The following is a 12,941-nucleotide window of genomic DNA, read 5'->3' as shown; positions in this document are numbered from 1 at the left end:
GTCACATCAGCTCCTGGTCGAGCAGGTCGAAGAGTTCGTCGTCGGTGGCCGCGTCCAGATCCGCGTTCTCGGATTCCGGCGCCGCCAGTCCGGCCAGTACCGCTTGCAACCGTTCGGTGATCCGCGCGCGCGCGGCCTCGTCCCGGCCCAGTTCGATGAGTTCGGCGGACAGTCGATCGAGGTCACCCAGCGAGAGCGGCGCTCCGGCGGGTGTGTCGGGCACGACCTCGATCCGCAGCTGGTCCACCAGCGCGGCCGGGGTCGGGTAGTCGAACACCAGCGTCGCGGGCAGCTTCAGCCCGGTCGCGGCGTTCAGTCCGTTGCGCAGTTCCACGGCGCTGAGCGAGTCGAAGCCCATCTCCTGGAACGTGCGGTGCTCGTCGACGGAGTCCGGACCGGGCAGGCCGAGCGCGCTCGCGACGTGCGAGCGCACCACGTCCAGCAGCACCTGGTCCCGGTCGCCGTCGGAGAGCCCGGCGATCTTCTTGCCCAGCGACTCCTGCGGCGCGACCTCGGCGGAGGCGCGGCGCGCCTGCCTGCGGACGAGCCCGCTGAGCAGGGCGGGCACCCGGTCGCCCAGCGCCGTGGTGTCCAGGTGCATCGGCACGACAGCCGCGTCCGGACCGGCCAGCGCGGTGTCGAACAGCGCCAGACCCTCCACTTCGGACAGTGCCGTGCCGAGCCTCGCGGAGTCGGCCGTCATGCCGCCGGTGTCCTCCCACAGGCCCCAGCCCAGCGACAGCGCGGGCCGGCCCTGCGCGTGCCGGTGGTCGGCGAGCGCGTCGAGGAAGGCGTTGGCTGCCGCGTAGTTCGCCTGGCCGGGGTTGCCGAACGTGCCCGCCGCCGAGGAGAACAGGACGAACGCGTCCAGGTCGCCGGTCAGCTCGTGCAGGTTCAGCGCGGCGTCGACCTTGGGCCGCAGCACCTTCTCCAGCCGCTCGGGGGTGAGCGAGGTGAGGACGCCGTCGTCCAGCACACCCGCCGCGTGCACCACCGAGGTCACCGGGTGGGCGTCCAGCAGGGCCTTGAGCGCGTCCCGGTCCGCGACGTCGCACGCCACGACCTGTGCGGTGGCACCGAGTGCGGTCAGCTCGTCGCGCAACTCCGGGGCACCGGGGGCGTCCAGGCCGCGCCTGCTGGTGAGCAGGAGGTCGGTGACGCCGTAGGACGTGACCAGGTGCTTGGCGAACAGCGCACCGAGTGCGCCGGTCGCGCCGGTGAGCAGGACCGAGCCGCCCTCGCGGAACTCCGGCCGGGTCGGCTCGACGGCGGGCACCCTGACCAGCCTGGGCACCAGCAGCGCGCCCTCGCGGATCACGATCCGCGGCTCGCCGGTGGCCAGCGCGGCGCCGAGTGCGCGCACCGAGTCCTCGTGGTCGTCCAGTTCCACCAGCACGAACCGGTCCGGGTTCTCGGCCTGGGCCGAGCGGAGCAGGCCGTGCACGGCGGCACCGGCCAGGTCGCCGCCGGTCACCACGACCAGCCGCGCGTCCCGGTCCTCGGCGATCCACTCCTTGGCCAGGTCGAGCATCCGACCGACCCCGGCCCTGGTGGCGCCCGCGAGTCCGCCGCCGACGCTCAGGTCGGGCACCGACGAGACGAGCAGCGCGTCCACGTCGCCGACCTCGGCGAGCGCGGAGTGCACCGGGATGTCCAGTGCCTGGGCCAACTTCAGGTCGTCCGAGCCGAGCACCGCCCAGCGGGTCGTGGTCGACGCGGGCGCGGTGACCGGCGTCCAGTCGACCCGGAACAGCGAGCGGACGAAGCCGCCGCCGAGCTGGTCGACCGCCAGGGGGCGCAGCACCAGGGACTCGACCGAGGCGACCGGCGCGCCGGTCGGGTCGGCGATCTCCAGGGTCACCGCGTCGGTGCCCGCCTTGGCCATCCGGACCCGCAGCGCGGAGGCGCCGACGGCGTGCACCCGGACACCGGTCCAGGCGAACGGGAGCCGGGCCTGGCCGGTGTTCTCGAAGAAATCCCCGAGGCCGACCGCGTGCAGCGAGGCGTCCAGCAGTGCCGGGTGCAGGGCGTACTCACCGGCGGTGTCGTCGTGGATGGAGATTTCCGCGAACACCTCGTCATCACGCCGCCAGGCCGCTTTCACACCCTGGAACGCCGGGCCGTACTCAAGGCCGATGGCCGCGAACCCCTCGTACAGGCCGTCCACGGGAACGGGCATCGCGTCGACCGGAGGCCACACGTCCAGGCCGCCGACCGCCGGAGCGCCCGCGGTGGCGAGCGTGCCGGTGGCGTGCCGGGTCCACGGCTCGTCGTCGAGTCGCGAGTGGACGGTGAAGCTCCGGCGCTCCTCGGCGTCCGGACCGCCGACCACGACCTGCACCCGCACGCCGCCGTGCTCCGGCAGGACCAGCGGCGCGGCCAGGGTCAGCTCCTCGACGACCGGGCAGCCGACCTCGTCGCCCGCGCGGACGGCCAGCTCGACGAACGCCGTGCCGGGCAGCAGGACCGTGCCGCCCACCGCGTGATCGGCCAGCCACGGCAGGCCGTCGCGGGTGAGGCGGGTGGTGAACAGGTGGCCGTCGGAGCCCGGCAGGTCGATGCCCCCGCCGAGCAGCGGGTGGCCGCTCGGGGCGAGGTCCTGGCCGACAGGAGCCGAGCCCTCGTCGAGCCAGTAGCGCTCGTCGGTGAAGGCGTAGGTGGGCAGGTCGACGCGGCGGGCGTCGGTGCCCGCGAAGAACGCCGTCCAGTCGACCTTCACGCCACGGCTGTGGACCGCGCCGAGGGCGTGGAACAGGGTCTTGGTCTCGGGACGGTCCTTGCGGAGCACCGGGACCAGTACCGCGTTCACGGCGGACTCGGCACCCATCGCGGAAAGCGTGCCGTCCGGGCCCAGCTCCAGGAACGTCTTCACGCCGTGGGTTTCCAGCGTGGTGACGGTGTCGGCGAACCGGACCGCCTCGCGGACGTGGCGGACCCAGTACTCCGGGTCGGTCACCTCGCCGAGCAGCGCGATCGTCGGCTCGCTGAACTTCAGAGTCGAGACCACGGCGCGGAAGTCGTCCAGCATCGGGTCCATCAGCGGCGAGTGGAAGGCGTGCGAGACGGGAAGGCGCTTGGCCTTCCGGTCCGGGAACGCGTCGACCACCGCCCGCACGGCCTCTTCGACGCCGGCGATGACGATCGCGTTCGGGCCGTTGATCGCCGCGATCGAGACCTCGGCGGTGAGGTGGGACGTGACCTCGTCCTCGGTGGCCTGCAACGCGACCATCGCGCCACCGGTCGGCAGGGCCTGCATGAGGCGACCGCGAGCGGAGACCAGCTTGGCGGCGTCGGTCAGGGACAGGACACCGGCCACGTGGGCGGCGGCGATCTCGCCGATGGAATGACCCGCCAGGTAGTCGGGCTTCACGCCCCAGTGCTCGAAGAGGCGGTACAGCGCCACTTCCAGGGCGAACAGGGCGGGCTGGGTGGTGCCGGTCTCGTCGAGCGCCTTGGCGTCGATGCCGAACACGACCTCCTGCACCGGCACGTCCAACTCGGCGCACACCGCGTCGAACACGGCGGCGAACACCGGGAACCGGTCGTACAGCTCACGGCCCATGCCGAGCCGCTGCGAACCCTGGCCGGTGAACAGGACCGCGAGCTTGCCGCCGGTCGAGCCGGTGGCGACGACTTCGCCGTCGACCAGCACCGCGCGGTGCTCGAACGCGGACCGGGTGGTGGCCAGCGAGAACGCGACGTCGAGCGGGCGCAGGTCCGGGTGGTCGGTCAGGTGTTCGCGCAGCTTGTCGGTCTGCGCCTGGAGGGCCACCGCGGTCTTGGCGGACACCACCCACGGCAACGCGATGTCGTCACCGTGGCTGTTCTCAACGACAAGCCGGGAAGAATCAGAGTTTCCGAAGCCGCTGTTCGCGGCTTCGGGCGCCTGCTCGATGATGGTGTGGGCGTTGGTGCCGCTGATGCCGAACGAGGAGATGGCGGCGCGGCGCGGGCGGTCGCCCGTCGGCCACGGGGTCTGCTCGGTCAGCAGCTCGACGGCACCGGCGGTCCAGTCGACGTGCGGCGAGGGCTCGCCGACGTGCAGCGTCTTCGGCAGCACGCCGTGGCGCAGTGCCATGACCATCTTGATGATGCCCGCGACACCGGCGGCGGCCTGGGTGTGGCCGAGGTTGGACTTGACGGAACCGAGCAGCAGCGGGGTCGCGCGGTCCTGGCCGTAGGTGGCGAGCAGGGCCTGCGCCTCGATCGGATCGCCCAGCGAGGTGCCGGTGCCGTGCGCCTCGACCGCGTCGATGTCCGAAGTGGACAGTCCGGCGTTGGCGAGGGCCTGGCGGATGACCCGTTGCTGCGACGGACCGTTGGGAGCGGTGAGGCCGTTCGAGGCGCCGTCCTGGTTGATGGCGGAGCCGCGCACGACGGCGAGCACCGGGTGGCCGTTGGCGCGGGCGTCGGAGAGGCGTTCGACGAGCAGCATGCCCGCGCCTTCACCCCAGCCGGTGCCGTCGGCGTCGGCGGAGAACGCCTTGCAACGGCCGTCGGCGGCCAGGCCGCGCTGGCGGCTGAAGCCGATGAACGTGCCGGGCGTCGCCATCACCGTGACACCGCCGGCCAGTGCCAGCGAGCACTCACCGGACCGCAGCGCCTGGACCGCGAGGTGCAGTGCCACCAACGACGAGGAGCACGCGGTGTCGACGGTGACCGCCGGGCCCTCCAGGCCGAAGGTGTAGGACACGCGGCCGGAGATGACGCTGCCCGAGCTGCCGGTGCCGAGGTAACCCTCGATGCCGTCCGGCACGGACCGCAACCGTGAGGCGTAGTCGTGGTACATCACCCCGGCGAACACGCCGGTCCGGCTGCCGCGCAACGAGGCCGGGTCGATCCCGGCCCGTTCGAACGCCTCCCAGGACGTCTGGAGCAGCAGGCGCTGCTGCGGGTCCATGGCGAGCGCTTCCTTCGGGTTGATCCCGAAGAACGCCGGGTCGAACTCGGCCGCGCCGTAGAGGAAGCCGCCCTCGCGGGAGTAGGACGTGCCCTGGTGGTCGGGGTCCGGGTGGTACAGGTTCTCGACGTCCCAGCCGCGGTCGGTCGGGAAGCCGCCCACGGCGTCGCGGCCGTCCTCCAGCAGCGCCCACAGGTCCTCGGGGCTGGTGACACCGCCGGGGAACCGGCAGCCGATGCCGACGATGGCGATCGGCTCGTCGTCGGTGGCGGTGACGGCCACCGGGCCGGTCACCGCGGCGGCCGTGCCGCCCAGTTCGGCGCGCAGGTGCTCGACCAGCGCGGCCGGGGACGGGTAGTCGAAGACCAGCGTCGCGGGCAGCCGCAGGCCGGTGTCGGCGGTGAGCCGGTTGCGCAGCTCGACGGCGGTCAGCGAGTCGAAGCCCAGCTCGCGGAATGAGCGCTCGGCGTCCACGTCCTGCGCCCCGGCGTAGCCGAGGACGTCGGCGGCCTGGCCGCGCACCAGGTCCAGCAGCAACTCGTCCTGCGCGGCGGCGGTCAGCCCGGCGAGCCTGCCCAGCAACCCGGAGTCACCCGCGGTGGCAGCGGTGCGGCGGGTGGAGCGGACCAGACCGCGCAGCAGCGGGGCGACCGCTGAACCCGCGAGGGCGGCGGTGTTGAGGTGCATCGGGACGACGACGGGGTTGCCGGTCGAGGCGGCGAGGTCGAACAGCGCCACGCCTTCGGCCTGGGACAGCGCGGTCACGCCGCCGCGGCTGAGCCGGTCGGCGTCACCGGTCATGCCGCCGGTGTCCTCCCACAGGCCCCACGCCAGCGACAGCGCGGGCTGCCCCTGGGCGGCGCGGTGCTGCACGAGTGCGTCCAGGTAGGCGTTGGCGGCGGCGTAGTTGCCCTGTCCCGCGTTGCCGAACGTGCCCGCCGCCGAGGAGAAGACGACGAACGCGGACAGGTCCGAGGTCAGCTCGTGCAGGTTGAGCGCGGCGTCCACCTTGGGGCGCAGCACCTTGTCGACCTGCGCGGGGGTGAGCGAGGTGATCGTGGCGTCGTCCAGCACACCGGCGGTGTGCACGACGGCGGTGACCGCGCGGTCGTGCAGCAGCGCCTTCAGCGCGGCGCGGTCGGCGACGTCGCAGGCGACGAGTTCGACCGAGGCGCCAAGCGCGAGCAGCTCGTCGTGGAGTTCCGCCGCGCCCGGCGCGTCCGGGCCCTGGCGGGAGGTGAGGAGCAGGCTGCGGACGCCGTAGGAGGTCACCAGGTGCTTGGCGAAGACCGCGCCCAGGCTGCCGGTGGCGCCGGTGACCAGCACCGTGCCGCGGAACTCCAGGCGGGTGTCCGCGGTGGGCGTGGCGCGGGCCAGGCGCGGGGCGAGCACGACGCCGCCACGTGCGGCGATCTCGGGTTCGCCGGACGCGACCGCGGTGGCCATGTCGACCGAGCCGTCGGTGTCGAGCAGCACGAACCGGTCCGGGTGCTCGGACTGCGCCGACCGCACCAGGCCGCGCACGGCGGCACCGGCCAGGTCGGTCACGCCCTCACCGGAGACCGACACGGCGTTCTCGGTGACGAAGACCAGCCGTTCGGTGTGGTCCTCGGCGAGCCAGGCGCGGATCGAGGCCAGGGCCTCGTGCACCGCGCCGGAGACGGAGTCGGCGGTCATCTCCGCGCGCACCGCGTCGATCGGCCCGGTGCCGGTGACCGGGGTCCACTCGACCTGGAACAGCGAACGCGCCACCGAGGACGTGCCGAGCTGGTCGGGCGTGAACTCCCGCAGCACCAGCGAGTCGACGGAGGCGACCGGCGCGCCGGTGCCGTCGGCGATCTCCAGCGCGACGCCGTCGCTACCGGCCGGGGACATCCGAACTCGGAGTGTCTCGGCACCGACTGCGTGCAACGAGACACCTCGCCATGCAAAAGGAAGCCTGGTCTTGCCCGACGCGGCTCCGAGGGACAGCGCGTGCAGCACGGCGTCGAACAGGGCCGGGTGCAGGCCGAAGCGGTTCGCGGGCACGTCCAACGCGACCTCGGCGAACACGTCGTCACCACGGCGCCACGCGGCGCGCAGGCCTTGGAAAGCCGGGCCGTACTCCAGTCCGGCGGCGGCGAGCGAGGGGTAGACCTCGTCCACCGCGACCGGCTCGGTGCCCGCGGGCGGCCACTCGGCCAGGGTGAACGCCGCCATCGGCGCCTGCGGCAGCAGGGAGCCGGTGGCGTGCCGGACCCACGGCTCGTCGTCGCCCTCGGGCCGCGAGTGCACGGTCAGCGCGGTGCGGCCGTCCTCGTCGGGCTCGCCGAGCGCGAGGCGGAGCTGCACGGCGCCGTGCAGGGCGAGCGGGGCTTCGAGGGTCAGTTCCTCCAGCAGGTCGCAGCCGACCTCGGCGCCCGCGCGGAGCGCCATCTCGACGAACGCGGTGCCGGGCACCAGGGCCGTGCCCGCCACGACGTGGTCGGCCAGCCACGGGTGCGTGGTGACCGAGAGCCGGGCGGTGAACAGCTGGCCCTCGGGCAGCGCGACGGCCGCGCCGAGCAGCGGGTGGTCCGCGTCGCCGAGGCCGACCGAGGTCACGTCGCCGTGGGCCGCGCCCGCGGTGGGCCAGTAGTGCGAGCGCTGGAAGGCGTAGGTGGGCAGGTCGACCCGGCGGCCGCCGTTGAGCAGCCGCGCCCAGTCGACGTGCGCACCGGCCGCGTAGGCCTGACCGACCGCGGCGAACAGGGTGGTGAGCTCCGAGCGGTCCTTGCGCAGCACCGGGAAGACGGGCACGTCGGCCATCGCGGTGAGCACGGCGTCCGGGCCGAGTTCGACGAACGTCCGCACGCCCTGCGCTTCCAAGGTCTTCACGGCATCGGCGAAGCGGACGGTGCCGCGGACGTGGCGGACCCAGTACTCGGGGTCGGTGACGTCGCCCGGCAGCGGGATCTTCGGCTCGTGGAAGGTCAGCTTCGCCACGACCGCGCGGAAGTCGTCGAGCATCGGGTCCATCAGCGGCGAGTGGAACGCGTGCGACACGGTGAGGCGCTTGGACTTCCGGTCGGCGAACCGCTCGACCACCTGCGCCACCGCGTCTTCGGCACCGGCGACCACGACGGAGTTGGGTCCGTTGACCGCGGCCAGCGACACCATGTCGGTGAGATGGGGGGTGACCTCGTCTTCCGCGGCCTGCAACGCGACCATGGCACCGCCGGTCGGCAGGGCCTGCATCAACCGGCCGCGCGCCTCCACCAGCACGGCGGCGTCGGCCAGGGACAGCACCCCGGCGACTTGCGCGGCGGCGATCTCGCCGATCGAGTGGCCCGCCAGGAAGTCCGGGGTCGTCCCCCAGTGCTCCAGGGTGCGGAACAGCGCCACCTCCAGCGCGAACAGCGCGGGCTGCGTGACGGCGGTCTGGTCGAGCGCGGTGGCGTCGGTGCCGAACACGACGTCGCGCAACGGCAGGTCGAAGTGCGCGCGCACCTCGTCGAACGCGCGGGCGAACACCGGCACCGAGTCGTACAGCTCCCGGCCCATGCCGAGTCGCTGGGAACCCTGGCCGGTGAACAGGAACGCGGTCTTGCCCTTGCCGGTGGCGGTCGAGTCGGCGCGGCCGAGCGCGGCGAGGTCGCGGAGGACCTGCTCGCGGTCGCCGACCACGACGGCGCGGTGCTCGTGGGCCGAGCGGGTGGTGAGCAGCGAGTGTCCGACGTCCAGCAGGTCCAGTTCGGGGTGCGCCTCGAGGTGCGCGGCGAGCGCGAGCGCCTGGCCGCGCAGGGCCGCGGACGTGCGGGCCGAGAGCACCAGCGGTCGCGGGACGTCTTCGACCCGGCTGGTCCCCACGACAAGCTCGGGAGCTTGTTCGATGATCACGTGGGCGTTGGTGCCGCTGATGCCGAACGACGACACCGCGGCGCGGCGGGGGCGGTCGACCGGCGGCCACGGGCGGGACTCGGTGGTCAGCTCGACCGCGCCCGCGGTCCAGTCGACCTCGGGGGTGGGGGTGTCGACGTGCAGCGTCTTCGGCACGACGCCGTGCCGCATGGCCTCGATCACCTTGATGATGCCCGCGACACCGGCGGCCGCCTGCGAGTGGCCGATGTTGGACTTGATGGATCCCAGCAGCAGCGGGGTTTCGCGGTCCTGGCCGTAGGTGGCGAGCAGGGCTTGCGCCTCGATGGGATCGCCGAGCCTGGTGCCGGTGCCGTGCGCCTCGACCAGATCGACGTCCGTTGTGGACAGTCGTGCGCTCGCCAGCGCCTGCTGAATCACTCGGCGCTGCGACGGACCGTTCGGGGCGGTGAGGCCGTTGGACGCGCCGTCCTGGTTGACCGCCGAGCCGCGCACGATGGCGAGCACCGGGTGGCCGTTGGCGCGGGCGTCGGAAAGGCGCTCGACGAGCAGCATGCCCGCGCCCTCGGACCAGCCGGTGCCGTCCGCCGCGCCCGCGAAGGACTTGCAGCGGCCGTCGACCGAAAGACCGCGCTGGCGGCTGAAGCCGACGAACGTGGACGGGGTCGTCATGACGGTGACACCGCCCGCCAGCGCCAGCGTGCACTCGCCGTTGCGCAGGGCCTGGACCGCCAGGTGCAGCGCGACCAGCGACGACGAGCAGGCGGTGTCGACCGTGACGGCCGGGCCCTCCAGGCCGAAGGTGTAGGAGACGCGGCCGGACGCGAGGCTGCCGCCGGTGCCCAGGTAGCCCTCGGTCTCCTCGACGCCGCGCTCCACCACGGAGGCGTAGTCGTGGTACATGATCCCGGCGAACACGCCGGTCCGGCTGCCGCGCTGCGACGCCGGGTCGATGCCCGCGCGCTCGAACGCCTCCCACGTGGTCTCCAGCAGCAGGCGGTGCTGCGGGTCCAGCGCCAGCGCCTCGCGGGGGCTGATGCCGAAGAACGCCGGGTCGAACTCGGCGGCGTCGTGCAGGAAACCACCGTCGCGCACGTAGCTCGTGCCGGGGTGGTCGGGGTCGGCGTTGTAGAGGTTCTCCAGGTCCCAGCCGCGGTTCGCAGGAAACGGCGAGATGCCATCGATGCCCGACGCGACCAGGTTCCACAGGTCTTCCGGCGTGGTGATCCCGCCGGGGTAGCGGCAGGCCATGCCGACGATCGCGATCGGTTCGTCGGCGCCGGGCACGACGGTCTCGACCGTGGCCGCCGCGGCGTCGCCGCCCAGTTCGGACCGCAGGTGCTCGGCGAGCGCGGCGGGCGTCGGGTAGTCAAAGACGAGCGTGGCGGGCAGGCGGAGCCCGGTGTGGCCGTTGAGGCGGTTGCGCAGTTCGACCGCGGTCAGCGAGTCGAAACCCAGTTCCTTGAACGCCAGCAGCGGTTCCACGTCGGCCGCGGAGCCGTAGCCGAGCACCTCGGCGACGTGGTGGCGCACGATCTCGACCAGCTCGGCACCGGAGATCCCGGTCAGCGCGGAGGCGACCGGGACGGGCGCGGTGCGGGCGGAGCGGCGGGTCGGGCGGACCAGGCCGCGCAGCAGCGGGGAGACGACCGGCTGTCCACTCAGGACGGACGTGTCCAGGTGGGCGGGCACCTGCACCGGCAGGTCCGAGGCGAACGCCGCGTCGAACAGCGCCAGGCCCTCGTCCTGGGTCAGCGGGCGGACGCCCATGCGGGTCATGCGGTCGACCGTCGCGTCGGTGAGGGTCGCGCCCATGCCGCCGGTCCCGGCCCACAGGCCCCAGGCGAGCGAGAGGCCGTGCTGCCCGGTGGCGCGGCGGTGGCGGGCCAGGTTGTCCAGGACCGCGTTGGCGGCGGCGTAGTTGGCCTGGCCCGCGTTGCCGAACGTGCAGGCGGAGGAGGAGAAGAGGACGAACGCCTTGAGGTCGTGGGTCAGCTCGTGCAGGTTCAGCGCGCCGTCGACCTTGGGCCGCAGGACGCCGGTGATCTGCTCGGGGGTCAGGGTGTCGATCACGCCGTCGTCCAGCACACCCGCGGTGTGCACCACCGCGGACACGGGGTGCTCGGCAAGCAGCGCGGCGAGTGCGTCACGATCGGCGGCGTCGCACGCGGCGACCGTGACCGCCGCGCCCAGTGCTTCCAGGTCGGCCACGAGGTCGACCGCGCCGGGCGCGTCCAGACCGCGGCGGGAGGTCAGCAGCAGGCTGCGGACGCCGTACTTCGTCACCAGGTGCTTGGCGAACACGCCGCCGAGGCCGCCGGTCGCGCCCGTGATCAGCACGGTGCCGTCGAGCACCGGAGGGTCGACGCGGACGTCGGAGCTGCGGGCCAGGCGGGCGGCTCGAACGGTGCCCTCGCGGAGGGCCAGCTGCGGTTCACCGGTAAGGATCGCGGCGGGGAGGGCCTTCTCGGAGGCCGGGGAGCCATCGGTGTCCAGCAGCACGAACCGGTCGGGGTGCTCGGTCTGCGCGGAGCGGATCAGGCCCCACACGGCGCTGTTGGGCGCGTCGGTCACGTCCTCGTCGCCGATCGCGACGACGCCGTTGGTGACGAACGCCAGGCGGGAGTCGGCGAACCGGTCGTCGGCCAGCCACGCGCACACCAGGCGCAGGGCCGCGTGCACGGCCTCGTGCACCTCGGCCGCGCTGTCGGTCCGTGCGGTCAGGCGGACCAGGACGGCGTCGGCGGGTTCGATGGTCGCGAGGTCGACGTCCACGGCCGCCTCGACGATCCGGGCAGTGGTGTCGGCCAACGGGATGGTGGTCCAGTCGACGTGGAACAGGGACTCGGTGTGACCCGCGGCGAGCTGGTCGGCGCGAACCTCGCGCAGCACCAGCGATCCGACGGAGGCGACCGGTGCGCCGGTGGTGTCGGCGAGCTGGAGCGAGACCCCGTCGGCACCGGTCGGGGCCAGGCGGACGCGCACCGCGGAGGCACCCAGGGCGTGCAACGCGACATCGCGCCAGGCGAACGGGAGCTTGGCCTGGCCACCGGACTCGACGGCGCCGATCGCGTGCAGGGCGGCGTCGAGCAGGGCCGGGTGGATGCCGAAGCCGGTGACGTCGCCGTCGATCGCGATCTCGGCGAACACCTCGTCGTCGCGCCGCCACACGGCCCGCGCGCCCTGGAACACCGGGCCGTAGGCCAGGCCGACGGCGGCGAGGTCGTCGTACAGGGCGTCGATCATGACCGGCCGGGCACCGGCGGGCGGCCACTCGGACAGGTCGAACGCCGGGGCGGGCGCGGTCGGCAGCAGTGTGCCGGTGGCGTGCCGGGTCCACGGGCCGTCGAGTCGCGAGTGGACGGTCAGCGCGCGGCGGCCGGTGTCGTCCGGGCCGCTGACGCCGACCTGGACCTGCACGCCGCCGCGCTCGGGCACGACCAGCGGGGCTTCGAGGGTCAGCTCCTCCAGCAGCTCGCAGCCGACCTCGTCGGCGGCGTGGATCGCCAGTTCGACGAAAGCCGTGCCGGGCAGCAGGACCGTGCCGGACACGGTGTGGTCGGCCAGCCAGGCGTGGGTGTCCAGCGCCAGGTGGCCGCTGAGCACGAGGCCGTCGGAGTCGGCGAGCGAGACCGCGGAGCCGAGCAGCGGGTGGTCGGACGCGCCGAGCCGGACGCCGTCGGGGATGACGTCGAGCCAGAAGCGGTCGCGCTGGAACGCGTAGGTGGGCAGGGCGACCGTCCTGCCGCCGCCGAAGTACGCGGTCCAGTCGAGGGCGACGCCGCTGACGTGCAGGGTACCGATCGCGGCGGCGACGGACTCGACCTCGGGGCGGTCCTTGCGCAGCAAGGGCGTGACCGGGACCTCGGCCATCGCGGCGAGCACGCCGTCCGGGCCCAGCTCCAGGAACTTGGTCACACCGCGCTGTTCGAGGGTCTGGACGGTGTCGTGGAAGCGGACGGTGTTCCGGACGTGGGCGACCCAGTACTCCGGGTTCGTCACGTCACCGAGCAGCCCGATTCGGGGCTGGTGGAAGGTCAGGGTGGTGACGACCGCCCGGAAATCTTCCAGCATCGGGTCCATCAACGGCGAGTGGAACGCGTGAGAGACCGCGAGGCGCTTGGACTTCCGATCGGCGAACTTCTCGACGACCTGCGCGACGGCGGTGTCCTCGCCCGCGAGCACGATGGCCTTCGGGCCGTTG

At 73.3% G+C, this 12,941-nt stretch carries 1 protein-coding gene (cut by a window edge); it reads right to left on the bottom strand.

The features are described 5' to 3' along the window. Position 1 precedes the first annotated feature (1 nt). On the bottom strand, positions 2–12,941 hold the 3' portion of the coding sequence (locus tag RM788_RS38745) for an SDR family NAD(P)-dependent oxidoreductase (RefSeq protein ID WP_399341411.1). 2,078 nt of this gene lie beyond the right edge of the window; the window shows 12,940 of its 15,018 coding nt (coding positions 2,079–15,018); its start codon lies off the right edge, out of view; it ends in the stop codon at positions 2–4.

Source organism: Umezawaea sp. Da 62-37, from assembly GCF_032460545.1.
Classification (GTDB): domain Bacteria; phylum Actinomycetota; class Actinomycetes; order Mycobacteriales; family Pseudonocardiaceae; genus Umezawaea.
Note: the sequence above shows the minus strand (reverse complement) of the source record. Positions and strands in the feature narration are given on the sequence as shown.